The 16,111-nt window shown below is 44.5% G+C and carries 15 protein-coding genes; 9 read left to right on the forward strand and 6 right to left on the reverse strand.

Annotated elements, in window-relative coordinates:
- The first annotated feature begins 12 nt into the window (after positions 1 to 12).
- Positions 13 to 582, forward strand: coding sequence for a hypothetical protein (locus tag L1286_RS04375; RefSeq protein WP_235405691.1), 570 nt, complete (start codon positions 13 to 15; stop codon positions 580 to 582).
- Positions 583 to 632: 50 nt separating this feature from the next.
- Here the strand turns inward: L1286_RS04375 and L1286_RS04380 are convergent, their stop codons facing one another.
- Entirely contained in the window at positions 633 to 1,031 is a 399-nt protein-coding gene (locus tag L1286_RS04380; RefSeq protein WP_235405692.1) for an ExbD/TolR family protein, read from the reverse strand.
- Between the two features lie 316 nt (positions 1,032 to 1,347).
- Here L1286_RS04380 and L1286_RS04385 point away from each other — a divergent pair, with 316 nt between their 5' ends.
- Positions 1,348 to 2,715, forward strand: a complete 1,368-nt coding sequence (locus tag L1286_RS04385) for a serine hydrolase domain-containing protein (RefSeq protein WP_235405693.1) — start codon at positions 1,348 to 1,350, stop codon at positions 2,713 to 2,715.
- Between the two features lie 71 nt (positions 2,716 to 2,786).
- Here the strand turns inward: L1286_RS04385 and L1286_RS04390 are convergent, their stop codons facing one another.
- Together L1286_RS04390 and L1286_RS04395 are read right to left on the reverse strand one after the other, a co-directional pair.
- A complete protein-coding gene (locus L1286_RS04390) occupies positions 2,787 to 4,973 on the reverse strand; it encodes a DUF6359 domain-containing protein (protein ID WP_235405694.1) in 2,187 nt (728 codons plus the stop codon).
- Positions 4,974 to 5,097: 124 nt separating this feature from the next.
- Entirely contained in the window at positions 5,098 to 7,203 is a 2,106-nt protein-coding gene (locus tag L1286_RS04395; protein WP_235405695.1) for a bifunctional 2',3'-cyclic-nucleotide 2'-phosphodiesterase/3'-nucleotidase, read from the reverse strand.
- Between the two features lie 323 nt (positions 7,204 to 7,526).
- On the opposite strand from L1286_RS04395, the gene L1286_RS04400 reads away from it, so the two are divergent.
- Positions 7,527 to 8,612, forward strand: a complete 1,086-nt coding sequence (locus L1286_RS04400; RefSeq protein WP_235405696.1) for a hypothetical protein — start codon at positions 7,527 to 7,529, stop codon at positions 8,610 to 8,612.
- 19 nt (positions 8,613 to 8,631) lie between these two features.
- Here L1286_RS04400 and L1286_RS04405 read toward each other — a convergent pair whose 3' ends face one another.
- Positions 8,632 to 9,711: a helix-turn-helix domain-containing protein gene (locus tag L1286_RS04405; RefSeq protein WP_235405697.1), complete on the reverse strand. Its 1,080-nt coding sequence runs from the start codon at positions 9,709 to 9,711 to the stop codon at positions 8,632 to 8,634.
- 176 nt (positions 9,712 to 9,887) lie between these two features.
- On the opposite strand from L1286_RS04405, the gene L1286_RS04410 reads away from it, so the two are divergent.
- On the forward strand, positions 9,888 to 10,736 hold the full coding sequence (locus tag L1286_RS04410; RefSeq protein WP_235405698.1) for a DUF2306 domain-containing protein: 849 nt from the start codon (positions 9,888 to 9,890) through the stop codon (positions 10,734 to 10,736).
- Between the two features lie 46 nt (positions 10,737 to 10,782).
- On the opposite strand, the gene L1286_RS04415 is transcribed toward L1286_RS04410, so the two are convergent.
- Both L1286_RS04415 and L1286_RS04420 read right to left on the reverse strand, forming a co-directional pair.
- Positions 10,783 to 11,478, reverse strand: a complete 696-nt coding sequence (locus L1286_RS04415) for a LipL32 family surface lipoprotein (protein ID WP_235405699.1) — start codon at positions 11,476 to 11,478, stop codon at positions 10,783 to 10,785.
- A gap of 119 nt (positions 11,479 to 11,597) precedes the next feature.
- Complete coding sequence (locus L1286_RS04420; protein WP_235405700.1) at positions 11,598 to 11,942, reverse strand: winged helix-turn-helix transcriptional regulator; 345 nt, start codon at positions 11,940 to 11,942, stop codon at positions 11,598 to 11,600.
- 105 nt (positions 11,943 to 12,047) lie between these two features.
- On the opposite strand from L1286_RS04420, the gene L1286_RS04425 reads away from it, so the two are divergent.
- From L1286_RS04425 to L1286_RS04445, 5 genes are all read left to right on the forward strand, one after another.
- On the forward strand, positions 12,048 to 12,815 hold the full coding sequence (locus L1286_RS04425; protein ID WP_235405701.1) for an SDR family NAD(P)-dependent oxidoreductase: 768 nt from the start codon (positions 12,048 to 12,050) through the stop codon (positions 12,813 to 12,815).
- 161 nt (positions 12,816 to 12,976) lie between these two features.
- Positions 12,977 to 14,101, forward strand: coding sequence for a saccharopine dehydrogenase family protein (locus L1286_RS04430; protein WP_235405702.1), 1,125 nt, complete (start codon positions 12,977 to 12,979; stop codon positions 14,099 to 14,101).
- Positions 14,095 to 14,571, forward strand: a complete 477-nt coding sequence (locus L1286_RS04435; RefSeq protein WP_235405703.1) for a DUF2269 family protein — start codon at positions 14,095 to 14,097, stop codon at positions 14,569 to 14,571. Before L1286_RS04430 ends, L1286_RS04435 begins: the two co-directional genes overlap by 7 nt.
- Before the next feature lie 15 nt (positions 14,572 to 14,586).
- Positions 14,587 to 14,961, forward strand: coding sequence for a DoxX-like family protein (locus L1286_RS04440; RefSeq protein ID WP_235405704.1), 375 nt, complete (start codon positions 14,587 to 14,589; stop codon positions 14,959 to 14,961).
- The gene (locus tag L1286_RS04445) at positions 14,925 to 16,061 is read left to right on the forward strand and encodes a tetratricopeptide repeat protein (RefSeq protein WP_235405705.1); all 1,137 of its coding nucleotides are present in this window, start codon (positions 14,925 to 14,927) and stop codon (positions 16,059 to 16,061) included. Before L1286_RS04440 ends, L1286_RS04445 begins: the two co-directional genes overlap by 37 nt.
- Positions 16,062 to 16,111: the final 50 nt, after the last annotated feature.

The following is a 16,111-nucleotide window of genomic DNA, read 5'->3' on the forward strand; positions in this document are numbered from 1 at the left end:
AAGGAAAACGTTATGTCTCAAGCAAATCGCATGTTAGGTGGGTATGGTCCAGTCATTTTAGCTCAGGATTTTGATAAAGAATATATCAGTGCCTTTGAGCATATTAATCAACGCACAGGGGTTGATATCAAGCCATTGGCGGGCCAGTCTCAAGTCGTAAATGGCACAAACTATGCGTTTTACTGCTTTGTTTCACCAGTGGTTGCAGCGGGTATTCCTAAGGTAAATCGCTTAGAGCTGATTGTTATCAATCAACAAGGTGATCAATACACTGAACTGAAAGATCGCGTATTCAGTGAACCTGTATTAGTACCGCCCATCGGTTCTTTTGACTCTGTTGCTTTACGCAATGAATTCAGTGACGTAGAGCGCCAAACGGCAGAGAAAATCGAGTCAATGATAGGGGTTAAATATGACATTTTGGCGGCGCAGCAGCAAGTCGTGGCGGGTTTGAACCTTGCATATTATACGATAGTTGAACCTGTGACTCCAAACGCCCAAGCATTTTTCGCGCGCCTAGATGTGTATGTCAATTTACGTGGCGAAATTGAAAACGAAGATCTGGTGCATATTCACCCATAATATATACGCCACGGTTTAGCATTTGCTAAACCGTGGCAATGTTAAGCTCCTTACAGGCTTGCCAGTGAAACGGGTGCACTGGTTTGAGACTTGATGGCATCAAGTACTTGAACTAATGTGTCATGTTCACTTAATGCATGCGCTTTTAATCCGATAGCCGTAATCTCTCCTTTAGCGGCAACTTTGGCGACATTAATTGCAATGGTGTCGACATCAATTTTCCTGCCATCCAAATAAACCTGATTCTTGTCGTCAATGCTAAATTGCGGTGTAAGCGCTGGCGTGAGCGAGTGTGCAGCTTGGTTTTGCTTGTTGACGTCTAGTACCGACTCTTTAGAAAAGCTGGCTGTTACGATAAAAAAGATAAGCAGAATAAAGACGATATCAAGCATCGGATTCATATCCACATTGGCATTTGATTGCATCGCAAGTTGATTTTTTTTGCTCATATAGGTACTCCCTAGAGATTGCTGCGCCATTTTTTGTTTTTGTATAGGTATAACGGCGCATAATTGAAAAAGGGGTGATGAACGGGATCGAATGTTTGCGAGGGGGCGTTGTCGAGTTATTGCCTTTACACACTCAATATGCAACTTAGGGATAAATTGAATACGCAAGGCTATGTTTTTATAAGGATATAGCGTGTTGCTACACAACCTCACAATAAGCAAGAATTTGTAACAGGGTTGTACACTTTTTGACTGGGCAATGTGAAGGAAGCGTGATGGAATAATCTTAGTGTTAATCAAAGCAAGGATAGAAAAAATGAAAACATCTCTTATCGCAGGGGCAGTTTCTGCCATATTGTTGTTTGGCGCTTCTAACGTTTTTGCCAGCGACTCTAATGCCCATAAAGCTCAGTACCGAATGGTACTTAAAAATGTATTATCTAAAAATGAGCCCGGCGCGGTTGCGCTAATTAGCAAAAAGGGAGAAGTGATTTTCAAAAAAGCGATAGGCAGTGCAAACCTTGAACTTAAAGTTCCGCTTAAAGCCAAAAATGTTTTTAAAATAGGTTCGATTTCAAAGCAATTTACCGCTGCTGCGATCATGATATTGCAGGAGCGAGGTAAACTCTCAGTTCAAGACGACATCCACAAATACGTACCAGATTTCCCAACTGAAGGACACGTCATCACCATCGAGCAGCTTCTGACCCATACTTCGGGGCTGGCCAATTACACGGAAGACCACGAATTGATGCTAAGAGAAGTTCAGGCACCAGCAACACTGGATGAGATTTTAGCAAGGTTTGCGGTTCATCCGATGAAGTTTCAGCCTGGTGACGCGATGGCGTATTCAAATACTGGTTATGTGTTGTTAGGCAAGATCATAGAAGTGGTCAGTGGCCAAACTTACGCAGACTTTATTGATGAGCATATATTTGACAAGTTGGATATGAAACATAGCCATTATGCTGGTCGTCAAATCATCAAGCATCATGTCTCAGGATACGAACTGAGCCCAGAAGGCTATGTCAATGCTGGCTACATTGACATGATTTGGCCTCACGCGGCAGGTGCATTGTCGTCCAATGTATTTGACTTGAATATCTGGTATACGGCGCTGGCCAATGGTGCTCTGATCAGTGAGCAAAGCTATCAGCAAATGATAGCCCCCGTAATATTGAATGATGGCAGTGTTTCTAATTATGGCTACGGGTTGGTGTCGACCACCATTGGGGAATATCAGGCAATTGGGCATGCCGGGGGTATTCACGGTTTTGTATCGGATGCAGTGTATGTGCCGGAAGAAGCGCTTTATATTACTGTACTAACCAACTCTACGAATCGTAATCCACAGGCATTAACGCAGCGCCTAGCGGCAAAGGCTCTTGGTCTGAAAAGTCCAAGTTATAAAGAAATCAATTTAACATCACAGCAGTTGCAAGCCTTCGAAGGGGAATATCAGTTTGAAAGTGGTGCAGTGCGTCGTATTGTATATTATGAAGGAGATTTATATACGCAAGAAGGAGAAGGGTATATTGCGCAGCTTTCTCCGTCTTCACCAGATACATTGTTTTTTGACCAAAGCACGACATACATGAAGTTTGTCACCAACGAACAAGGTCATTTGGTTATGAAGTTATTTGAGAATTTCTCCGAAGTGCCCCGTAGAGCGGTCAGAAAGTAGTGCATGTTCGCAAGGTAAAAATAACAGTCAAAAGGCAATGGATGCCTTTTGACTTTTAACCGTACGGTAGATTAATTTAACAGCGTTAAATTGCTCACACTACGTACACCTGGATGACTCATGTAGTCATTTTTTATACCTTGAACACGCAGGCGTTTACCTATTAGCTCAGGGTTAAGCAGTGGGCTAAAAGCATCACGTTGAGATGACTCGAGCTTAATATACAGTGTGTTACCCGAATTATTTGGATCGGTCAGCTCGAGTGCATACTTGTTGTTAATCGCCGCAGTAATGGTGCCTGTGACCACAACTGGCTGGCCGTTATTCATCGCCAATACGTCAGAGACAGACAAATCACTCCCTTGATCAGGATTGCCGCTACCACTGTCAGATGCGAGGGTAATGCTGGATACTTGGCGAACGCCAGGCTGACTCATATAGCTATCACGAACGCCTTTAATTACCAATGTGGCATTTAAAATATCAGGATTCAGCGCAGGGCTAAATTGCGTGCGTTGGCTACTTTCAAGCTTGATATTGATGGTGAAGCTAGTGTTGTTCAAATCTTCCAGTATCAATGCATAGATATTGTTTAAGCCAGACTTTACACGACCTGTTAGCTCGATTGACTCACCTTGAGCGGTCGCAAGAGCTTGTTCAACAGACATGTAAGATGGCGCTATTTGTAGATCTGTGACGTAGCGGATCCCTGGCGCGCCCATATAGCTATTGCGTTTGCCTGTAACAATAATATGTTGGTTTAGAATGGCTGGATTTAATTGCGGGTTGAAGTCCGCTCTTTGATTGCTTTCAAGCTTCACGTAAATATGAGTAGCAGGGTGATTGAGATCGCTCAGTTCTAGCCCATATATACCATTGATGGCAGCCGTAACTTTGCCTATAACCACAAATGGCGTGTTTTGTGCTGCGGCGAGTGCATCGGTGACTGAAATGGCATTACCCGGCGTTGGCGTTGGGTCTGGATCCGGATCGGGGTTGGTGTGTCCATCGCCATAAGGCGCATTAAACGCATTATTTTTATAAGTGTCCGTATCCCAAGGGTTAAAACCAGACGCAGGCGTGCCCCATGGTTGACCATTGTTCGGATCCGACATCTCCTGCGAAGCCATTGGCGTCGGTGTTACATACCCGCTGTAATGCCCATTTTGACCGTCAAAGTACTGATAGCTTTCTGGGGTCGCTAACCAGTTAATGATATTCACTGCGAGGACAGAAGCATGGCCCGGATCAGTCCAACCTGGATACGTTTTTTTGGTGTTGCCATTGTCTTGACGACGATACTTGGGCGTTGCATCCTCAATGGGTGAAGAGTCACCAATAAATGCGGCCTTGCCAGCCCCTGATTTTGCTATTGCGGCATATGGACCTTCGGCTTTTCCTCCAAAGTACAACCCTTGGTCTTTGGCATGGCGCCACTTTACAGGGGTGTCTGTTTCAGAGAAATAAACTAGGCCTTTGGCCTTTTGCGGATCAACGATTGCGAGTGTCGCGCCGGCGGCCATCAGAATTGGGTCTACACCTTGGGTGATGCCTTCTGTTTTTGAACTGGGTTCAACCCCACTGACGCCTTGTTTGTAATCAACACCGTTAAAACGAAAGCGAATACCGAAATTTTCAACTAGCCAGCCAGCGTTGGCCGATTTTGGGTTACGCCAATCGCCATAGGCGCCACCCATGTTGTATTTACTTAGATCAGAGCGGTTATAGCCATTAAAAACTTCAGTGGCATCCCATGTGTTTAAATTACGGTCCGCATCATAGTGATCCGCAATGAAGAAAATGCCTTTACCGTTGGCGATATATTGCTCAAGAGCCGCTTGCTCCGCGATTGTAAAAGGACGGTTGGTTTCAGCCAGAACAAATACGTCTGCATCTTTTATCGCATCATAGGTGATGATGGCTTCATTGGTATTGCTACCATTTGTGCGATCATCATAAAAACGAATGCGACCATCATTGTTTAAATCAACACCGCGATATTCTTTTACGGTATAGCCTTCTTGAACGAGCGCATCTGCAAAATCAGAAAATGCACCGTCGATTACCCAGTCAGCATTTCCTTCAACACCGCCATGTGAGACATCAAAGTAAATGGTTTTGCCATTATTGTTTGCTGCGGTTGGCACCTTTACAGGCGCGGTATTATTCCAATCATATGCTGCGGCGAGAGCAAAGCTACTTTGGGCAAGCAGGCCTGCACCGAGCAATACTGATAAGGTCAGTTTGTTCACAGTCATTTTTTCAATTCCCGTTGTAATGGTTTATTTTTGGCAGCCTATTTCCTAACGCACTGCCATTGGGTGGAATTGGTGTGCAAATGGGTATTTACACACCAAAATTGGGTAGAAGTATGTTGTCTTGTTAGTTTTGTGGTTGCATCAGCTTAAGCTTGTAAAGCGCAAACCCAGCCTCATTGGTTTCACCCAAAGGCGCGATGTGTTCAAATTGCTCACTGTACGCTTTGGCTTCATCGCTATTGGAGCTAGTAAATTGAATTTGTGCTGTGTCGATAGGGGCAAATGTCCAGTTCATATCAGCGGATGGATCTAGGCCTTTTCCATCGTTTTGCTCGCTTTGATAAGTAATGTAGTTTGCAACGACTTGGCGATTTTCATCAGGTGAGTCGACGACAATTTTATCTGCGCCAATACCTGGGAAGTTACCTCCCCCAGAAGCACGATAGTTATTCGTTACGACTAAAAACGACTGTTCATCAGTGACTGGTTTCCCCTGATACTGTAGCGCTAAGATGCGTTGTCCATCTGACATCTTCTCCCCTTTGCTGTTGTAGCGAGCGGGTTGGGTCACATCTATTTGATAGGTAACACCATCGATGACATCAAAGTTATATGAAGGGAAGTCGGGGTTTATCAGCGATTGCATATCGATACTATGTGGGTCAATTTGATTAAATTGCCCTGCTGACATCTCCAGCCATTCCTTCACTTGTGCACCGTTTAATTTCAGCACTTTTAAAACGTTGGGGTAAATGTATAAGTCTGCAACGTTGCGATAGGCGATATCGCCCTGTGCGATGTAAGTGTAGTCGTCAGCGCCCCCACGACCTGCTCTGAATGGTGCGCCAGCCGATAAAATGGGTAAATCAGCGAGTTCAGTACCTTGCACTATTTTTTGGGTATACCAAGTTTGCGCATCGGTGACAATTTGAATCGAAGGATCATCATTAACAAGTGCAAAAAAACTATTCACCTGACTGGTCACTTTGGCGAATGGTTTGTTGACCCACGTACGTGTTTCTTCATGGTCATGATGTGTGGCCGCTTCAATTGCTGCGTCGTTTTCGACTAATGAAATCACATTTCTGTCTTCATCTTGCTCGAAAATCGGTTTTAATGTTGATAGAGAGTCCGTCACTTGCCAGCCATTTTCTTGATAAGTGAGGGTAAGGTCGATGATACCTAAGTGATTGCCCCAAAACCCCGGCATCACCGCAGCGACACCATTAATGGTGCCTTTTTCCAAGTCGATGCCCTTGTCCTCTAAACCTGCGTAGCGTGAGCTTGGGAAATTCGCGTGTGCATGGCCGAACATGATGGCATCAATCCCTTCGACTTTTGAAAGGTGATAGCTGGCGTTTTCTTTTTTGTCTGTGTGCTCAGCAGTATCTAAGCCCGAATGTGGAATCGCGATAATGACATCGGCACCTGCTTCTTTCATTTTTGGCACGTACTTATTGGCCATGGCGATGATGTCTTTCGCAATGACCTTATTTTCAAGGTTTGCTTTGTCCCATTGCATGATTTGTGGCGGCACGAACCCGATATAACCTACTTTAATGATGTGGGCATTGCCTTCAATATCTTTAAACGTTTTTTCTTGTACTAGGTAAGGCGTAAACAACGGCACATCATTGCTTTCATCGTCGTCACCATCATATTTGAAGACATTGGCTGAAATATACGGGAAGTTTGCATCATTAATGGCTTCATGCAAAAACTCTAAACCAAAATTAAACTCGTGATTACCAATGTTCGCAACATCATAATTGAGCGTATTCATTGCTTTATACACGGGGTGCACTTCTCCATCAGCCAAGTTCTTGATTTTGGCAATGTAGTCACCCAACGGGCTACCTTGAATTAGGTCGCCATTATCAACCAATACCGAGTTAGTGGCTTCTGCACGGGCTGCATGGATCAGGGCGGCAGTCTTTACTAGGCCAACTTTGTCATCTTGCTTATCAGAGAAATAGTTAAAATTAAGTACATTGGCATGAAGATCAGTCGTTTCTAGCAAACGTAGCTGCAGTGTAGTCCCTACCGCAGGAGCCGGATCTGGGTCCGGTTCTGGTGTGGGTTCCGGTTCCGGTGTTGGAGTGGGCTTGTCAGTCCCTTGCGTGGGTGCTGGTGGCACAATGTTGACCTTATTGTCGTCGGAATCAAAACATCCTGAAAGTAAGGCTGAGGTGCCACATAAAATGGCCAGCGGTAGTAATTTTGTTTTCATAGTCCCTTCACTTTTATTGATTTTAGAGCGGCCACTATAGAAGGGAAAAAAGACAAATAAGCTAAGAAAAAGTGGCAAGTTAGTTCCAAAAATATGACACTTTCTTGAGCGCTTATCTACGCTGGTATTGGTATAAATATTCCGAGTAAATTTATTTTTTATCAGTCTATATATATGAATTTATTAATTTTGCACAGCTTCTGTGACATGAAATTATTTATCATTTTTAGCGAGTTGTTCGCTTAGCAACTAAAACTAATTGCATTTAATTTAAACTTACGTACATTTGGTTGCGTTTGAAAGTATGTCATGTGAGTAGAAATATGTCTTCGCTCGAAGAAAAGAGAATACAAGTTGAAAATAGGCTCGATAAACAAGAGTTGCTCGGTGCGACCTTCGGCAGTGTGATAGGGGCCACGATTGCCATTGCGATTTGGTTCCAAGTGTATGTATTCAACCCCAAATTGGGGGCGCTGATGCTGCCAGTCAGTGGTACCGTGATCGGCCTTTTCGTCAGGTTTTTCGGGCGAGGGTACCATGAGTGGTTTTCTGCGATCGCCTGCATGGTGTTTGCTGCACTTTCGGTGGTTGCTTGGCAGGTGGAGATCGTCGTGGGTGGTCATATTCCACTGATTGTACTGGCAGGATTGTTTTTTGCAGGTCTCTGGAGTGCCAATTATTTAGCCAAACTCAAAATGCCGATTGTGCTAGAAGAAGCGTTTGAACACCTTCAAGCTGCAGAGACATATCCGGGAAAAAGGACCTCATTAAAGGGGGGCGTGGCCGTCGTTTGTGCCACAATTTTTACGGCAGGAGCGACCTATGGTACGGCGTTCATGATGATGGTATTAAACTATCAACTTCAAGCTGATAACGCAGCTGTATCACAGCAGGTTGAGCAACAAAAAGTACGAAATAAAGAGATTGCTGTTACCGCAGAAGCTTTATCACAATATACGACCAATGAGGCGTTACTATATGCGCATGCTTACTTTAGCGGCTACAAGTTTAACCAATTAGGGAGTTATACTCGTGGATTTCCTCGTTCAATACACAAATCACAAATGATTTTAGAGTTCTTGATGAAGGAGCGGCAAGATCCAAGAGCCCAGTTCATTTTGGGGGTATTGATACAAGGCAATCGTGGTGAGCGTTTGATAAATTTGGCTGCCGCGCAAGGCGATCATTATGCTGCTCTCTATCAAGCGTTTTATGCGGGCTGCAATCAAGATACCGAGACCGGAGATGGCATATTAGACACTATCTACCCGTTAGTGGAAGAGTCCGCGATTAAATCCGAAATAGAAAGTGTCCGCTCATATGGCTATGAGCCAGTGTGCAGCGAAATATCAGAAGCCCATTTCCCACATAGCTTTGTACGTGGTTATATTGAACTTATACGGGAGTAAAAGGGGCACGCCCCTTAAATTATGCACAGTGCTGCTGGGGTAGAGCGCGTTGCCGATATTGGTTTGGTGTTGTGCCTGTATAGGTTTTGAACGCGCGTGTAAATGGGCCGACAGAAGCAAATCCACATTCTAGGCCAATAACAAGAACAGACCAATGTTGCTTATCGGGATCCGAAAGGATCTCTTTGGCGTAGTTGACCCGCAGCGTGTTGATGAACTGATTAAAGTTTTTGGCTTGTAATTGATGACGCAACACTTTACTTATCTTGTACTCGGGCACCGTCAGTTCACGGGCGATGTCAGCGACTTTGAGATTCGCTTGTAAAAAATAGTTTTGTTCAACCAGTAATGCGTGTACTTGCTTCGCAAGGTGCATGTCATCATCACGTACTGTCAGTTCATCTGGCGCACTTTTTTGAGGCTGGTGCGGTGACCTTGTGTTGGTATCCACTGCACGGTGAAAGCGCCAGTAAAGTAGGTATTGTAAGCTTGCTAAAACGCCCAGCGTGATAACAGATAGAGTGACTGTTAACATGTCGGGGTTATCTACAAAAATGCCCTTAGCACTTTTACTGGCTAACACAGCGCTGCCAAAGGTAACCATAAACAAAATACGCTGCTGTTTGTCCTGCTTTTGCACTTGCCCAAAACCTCGCATGGCTTCCCAAAACGACAGCACCAAGATGCAGGAAGAAAGCAATATGGTTGCTTCGCGCAGCATGTGACTAAAGAGAGACAACCAAGGGGCATGTAAGGCCCATTGATGCGTGGCGAATAGGTAGCCTTGTTGGATCATGATGAGCACTGCGATGGCGACTGCAACGGCAAAATGGATCAGGCTAATGGGGTTTTTTTCACGAAATAAGGTGCGGGATAAGAGCCAAATACAATTGCACGTGGCACAAGCGCCCATACCAATCAGGTATTGATATGGACCTAAGCTATTGCTCGATAGCTTTTGTAGGGCAACCATGGAAACCGAGGCGCAAAAAATTGCAAATAAGATATGTGCACTGTGTTTGTGTCGTACCGTTAACTGTGCCATCAACATCGTGATACTGACAGCCAGTAGCGTGAAATGAAGGTATGCTGGTTGCATAAAAATCCGCCCCAATGAGTTCCATCTTATAGTAGTGAAAACCCCTCGATGACTCAATTTTGCTTTGTAAGAAATCTTTACCAAAAAGTATGTGCCGAATTTCAAATTCGGTGCGACGAATTGAATTTTTAGTGGCACCTTAGCAATTAAATCAATAAATTACGAAAGGGGCTAGAATGATTTCTTTAACGGTAAATAAGCTTAGAGGATTGTCTTTTAATGCTGATAGTACCCTCAGAGGTGCAATTAAAACTTGGATGGTTGTGGCATTAGCTGGGCAGTGGGCCTTCGCAATGTATATTTTAAGCTTATATGCATTGCCACTGCTCTTAGGTGCTGTAGATAAAGCAGAGGCGGTGTCGCCCTCACAAGGTCTGAACAGTAACATCGATTTAAACTCGGCGATGTTTTTCGCGCATGTCTTACCCGCGATTTTAATGGCGATAAGTGGGTTATTTCAGTTGATCCCTAATGTGAGAACACGATATCCAAAATTCCACCGTTACAATGGACGTATGTTTTTTACTCTGGGTTTAGCAGGGGCGTTAACTGGACTTTATCTAACTTGGGTTACTGGGCATCGACTCAGTGATATAGGGTCTTTAGGGGTGACAGTGAACGGTATTTTGATCCCGATTGCGATTTATTTTGCATGGCAAGCCGCGGTGAAAAAGCGGTTTGCGCAGCACCAACGATTCGCCGTGCATAGCTTTTTACTGGTCAATGGCGTTTGGACTTTCAGACTGTATCTAATGGGGTGGTACATTGTGAATCAGGGGATGAATGGTAACACGCTTACTTTGGATGGCCCTGCAGATATCGCGCTTTCGTTCGCTTCCTTCTTATTGCCAATGGCAATCTACGAGGTTATTTTATGGGGTAAAAAGCAGCGTAAAGAAAGCATCAAGTGGGTAATTTCAGCGGTGGCTTGTTTTGGCGCACTCATTACCATCATTGGTGTAATTGCTGCTGGCATGATGATGTGGCTACCGAAAATAAGCCGCATTCTCAGCGTGTTGGTTTAAGCTTTAGTGTAAAAGGTGGCAATGTTTGGTTGCCACCAAAGTACTATTAAAGGTTACCCTTGTTTACCAGTTTATGTAACTCTTCAAGTGATGCTGCGATTTTGACACCTGGAATGTTGGTGCCAATTGTCGCTTCGAAAGACCCTTCAACTTGTGAGCGAAAAGAGGTAAATGAGATGCGGTAAACGCCTCTGACCAACGATTCAGTAGGGTTGTTGAGGTTGGTGGTTTGTCTTAGCAATGAATTGTAGTAAGCGCCACTGGGGTTAGCGGGGAGTTCGCGGGTATCATCATTGTAACCAAGCGGCTGAAGGACTTTGCCTCCTTGTGCAATCTTGTTGCTATCAATGATATTCAATCGATCAAAGACGATATAGGTGTCGAAAAACTTGGCTTGGTCTTTCTCCATTCCTTGAGCAAAGTTGGTGTGAACAAAATCTTTATCTGTCGGTTTTGACTCAACAGGTGATTGCATTGAAATGCCAATTTCGTCCACGGCAGCGGGTACCCAGGCATATAGGTAATAGGTATCTTTACCCTTATATTTACCTTCGGGTTTCACACTTGCATCGACATAGCCATAGTAGTTTACGTAGTTTGCATAAGGTGCACGTACTTCAAGTGGGCCAATACCTTCAGAAATAGAACTTTTTAAATATGGGCCTGAAGAGGTGCTCATGCATGCGGTCAGCGTTGAGAGAGAAAGAACAGCTAAAACCTTTCCCGTAGTTTTAAGCGTCATAAAATGACTCCTTGTCCTGATTAAAATCAAGGCAAGTCTAGTCGCAAACGAAACGATTGCAATGTGCACAAGCGTGATTTTTTCTAATTTTTAAACACACGATACTGACAACATGGTTGTCAGTCGGTTTGGCTGTCAATGTGCTTTTGTAATGTATCGAGTTGCGCCAATATCGCTAAAAACTGTCTGCCGAGCTCGGTGACTCGGTATTCAACTCGAGGTGGTAGTTCATTAAATACTTCTTTTTCTAAAATGCCAAATTCCACATTGCGCTTAAGACACTGGTTGAGCACTTTGGTGGTGAGGCCATCCACACAACGAACCATTTCTCCGGGGCGGTTTATGCCATCTTTGAGCAGTTGGTATATCGTCAATGACCATTTGCATCCGTAGATGGTCTCAACCATTTTCGCACTTTTGCTCGGCGCTATTTTCCGTGAAACTTTTTTTTCGTTTGAATTCATAAATATGTACCAAAAAGTACTTAGTTAACCAATTTGTACTTACTATTCAGTGAGTTCGCATAGGCCTAATATTATCACGAAACAACCAACACACTAGGTGAACATATGAACTTTACAAAATCAGGCCGTGCGTTAATCGTTGGAGGCTCCAGCGGAATGGGCCTTGAAACAGCGAAAATTTTACTCAGCCACAATGTGCCCGTGACACTACTCGCAAATAACCAAGATAAACTACACAGTGCCGTGCAAGCCTTGTCGTCACTCGGCGACGTAACAGGCGTACAGTTGGATCTATACAACCGCAAAGCCGTGCTGGACTATATCACGCAGTTGTCGCAATCAGACACACCATTTAGTTATCTGGTTAATGCCGCGGGTTACTTTTCGCCACTGCCGTTTTTAGAGCACCATGGTGAAGACTTTGACCGCTATCATGAATTGAATCGCGCTTTGTTCTTGATAACACAAGCTGTTGCACACCACATGACGGCGCTCGGTGGAGGCAGTATCGTCAATATTGGTTCTATGTGGGCTAAACAAGCGATAGGCGCCACCCCATCTTCGGCATACTCTATGGCCAAAGCCGGCTTACATGCTTTAACCCAACATTTGGCGCTGGAATTGGCTGGGCATGGTATACGCGTTAATGCCGTGTCGCCAGCTGTCGTCAAAACGCCAATTTATGGTGCTTTCATTGATCCTCAAGAGATTGATGAGACATTGAAAAGCTTTGATTGCTTTCACCCGATAGGGCGTATTGGTGAGGCAAAGGAAGTGGCCCAAACAATAGCCTATTTATTAAGTGATAGTACGCAATGGGTCACAGGAGCAAACTGGGATATCGATGGTGGTGTGATGGCGGGAAGGAACTAGTAAGTAGTGGTTTGATTAATTGTATCGAGGCGCGCCTAATGAGTTAGTCGTGGCGGCAATTAAGCAATTGTTCACTAAGCTAAAAAACACTGGAAATCGCCTTGTATTTGAAGGATATTTATCTATAAGCAAAGCCTTTTTGAAGTCAGGGAGTCAAGGCGATGAAAACAGTGGTCGTGCTCGGGGGATATGGCAATTTTGGTAAAAGGGTGGTCACAGCTTTGGCCGAAGAGGCTGGCATTCACCTTATTATTGCGGGAAGATGCATATCAAAGGCTCACGCCCTTGTGGGTAGCTTAAGGGAGAGCGCAAAAGCCACATTGGCAGTGTGGCAGGTAGACATATTCTCCCCCGAGTTTGAAAGGCAGCTACAGCAGCACATGCCATTTTTAGTGATTCATACCGGTGGACCATTTCAAGGGCAGGACTATCGTGTTCCCCAAGCCTGTATTGATGTCCAGGCGCATTACATCGACCTTGCAGACGATAGGCAATTTGTATGTGATATCAGTGCGCTAAACGCACGAGCACAAACCAATGGTGTGTTAGTGGTGAGCGGGGCGAGTTCGGTGCCCGGGCTTTCCTCTGCGGTGATTGAACATTTTCAATCGATGTTTGAGCGTATTAATACGATAGACATCGCGATTGCACCGGGTAATAAGGCGGAACGAGGACTCGCAACGATTGCTGCCATTTTGTCTTATACTGGGCATCCTTTCCAAGTGTTCAAAGGGGGACATTGGCAACCTGCATACGGTTGGATGGATGCGAAAGTGAACGACTTTGGTGATATCGCTAAAAAACGTAGTCTAGCAAATGTGGACGTGCCAGATCTGCTGATTTTCCCAGAACGTTACAAAGTGAGTGACAGGGTGTCGTTTCAAGCTGGTCTTGAATTGCCACTACTTCATTGGGGGATGGTCGCAATGGCCTACCTGACAAAACATGGCTTGGTAAGGAATTGGGCACCCTACGCAAAAAGCATCCGTACTTTAAGTGAGTATTTACTGCCTTTTGGCACAGATATAGGTGCTATGGAGGTGCGCATTGTTGGCACCTGTCACGATAATTCAGAAAAAAGTGCCGTGTGGCGTTTATATGCGCCTAGCGGGCAAGGCCCCTATATACCGACTTTATCAGCAATCATAATTGCTAAAAAGTTACTCGCAGAAGAATGCAGTGAGCGCGGTGCCATGCCATGTGTTGGGCTGTTCAAACTGAGCGATTTTGACACTTATTTTAATACTTTTGGTATTTATGCGAAGGAGGAGGTAATACCATGTTAGAGCCTTATTTTGTCGCCAAATTGATTCATATTTTAGCGGCTGTCGTCGTAACTGGTACAGGTGTTGGCATTGCCTTTTTTATGTTTATGGCGAATCGCTCGAACAACCCGCAGGCAATATATATAACAACTCAACTCGTTGTTTTAGGGGATTGGCTCTTTACAACCCCTGCGGTCATTGTTCAAGTTGCCAGCGGTTTGTATTTAATGCATATCCTTGGTTATTCATTCAGTTCTGATTGGTTTTATGCCGTCGCCGGGCTATTTACGCTGATCGGATTGTGTTGGTTACCCGTGCTTAAAATTCAATATCGCTTACGTGTATTAGCGGCAGAGTCTGCAAAAAGAAATCAAATTTCGGGGGAGTTTAAATCGCTTATGCGAGTTTGGACGCTCCTTGGTCTGCCTGCATTTGCAGCCATATTGGTGATTTTTTGGTTGATGGTTTTTAAACCTCTGCCTGTCGTTTAGGTGGAGCGTAATGAATTGAAGCCTATATATTATTTAGCGTGTTTTTCTTTGGCGTTTGTGTGGCTGTTTACCGGTCTAACGTCGATATTTTTTGCGCCAGAGGTTGGTTTTGAAATACTGGCCAAGGCACAAATCACAGGTATATATGCCGACATTGCAGTATTTGGTGGGGGACTCTGGGATATTTTTCTCGGTATTTGGCTTATCGTGCAGCGAAAACTTAGGAGCTGCTGTATAGCACAAATAGTGACTGTGCTTATCTACAGCATGTTATTGACAATCATTGATGTGTCATTTTGGTTACACCCCTTTGGCCCCGTTACTAAAAATTTACCGATCCTTGTATTAATTGTGTGGCTTTATCAAGAAAAAAGTGCGTCGTCAGTGTAGAAAGTAGAATAACGACGCTGAAGGAGACTTTTGAATATTATGCATTTGCTATCTATAGTTTAGACAGAGTCATTGGTTGGAGAGGCGGTGTGCGGTTAGCTGGGTTTATTGTGTTACTTGGGCTAATTTGTCACAGTACGTCGGCGGTGACCATTGATGAAAAAATCAAAGAGGCGGAAGATTACTTACGGATCGACCCATCCCGCTCACTCTCTATTTTACAGGCCGTTCCTCACACGCGTTCATTAACGGATACTCAGCAAGTGCGCTGGCACATTGCTGCTATGCGGGCAGCGGTGCCTACCGGCGACATGAAACTACTCATAGACTCACTTGAGGTAGTTTTTCATCATCAATCCCATCCTTATTTCATGGACAAACTGGTATCCATTGCCAGTGGTACCGGTATTTGGTTGCGCAAGCATGACTACCTGTATGATGCGCAATTGAGTTTTGAATGCTCTTATAAATACGCCATTAACGATCGACAAAGGCTCACCTTAACTAACAGCTTGGCCCTGCTCGCTCGACAATTGAATGATTTAGAAAAAGCCAAGTCCCTGTATATTAAAGCGAAGAAAATGGCGCGCCTAGCTGATAGAAAAAACCTATTGGCTATCATAGAAAATAATCAGGGGATGATTGCGCTTGAAGAAGGCAACATTACATTAGCAGAGCAGCACTTTAGAGCTGCCTTAGCGGGATATCAAAATATTGATAAGCGCTCAGGGCAAATATCTGCGGGTGTTAATTTGTTATTTGTTTTTGTGATTCAGCAGCAGTGGATTAACTTTCAGCGCTTATATCAACCCACTGAAACGTTAGCGCAAGCATTTCAAAATGTGGCTAAGCAGTCTTTGCTATTGTGGCTCAATACACGTTTCAAACACATGCAGGGGGATCCACTTAATGCAACAGAAAAAGCACAGCTCTTATCAGCTTACCAACAGCTAGACGATGACAGAATCAGGGCGTTAGTGTCACTACACTTAGCTGCCTTCATGGACCTTGACTTACCACCGCCTTCCCCGCCTAAACGAGTCCGGTTTAATCGACCTTGGTTTGAAAAGGTGAAGCAGTGTAATTGGGAAGGTGAATAAGCGCGCGTTACTGGGTGAGTAACCCCTTCAGTAACGCGCCAAGATAAGCC

The sequence above is a fragment of the Pseudoalteromonas sp. SMS1 genome, from assembly GCF_021530565.1.
Taxonomy (GTDB): Bacteria; Pseudomonadota; Gammaproteobacteria; order Enterobacterales; family Alteromonadaceae; genus Pseudoalteromonas.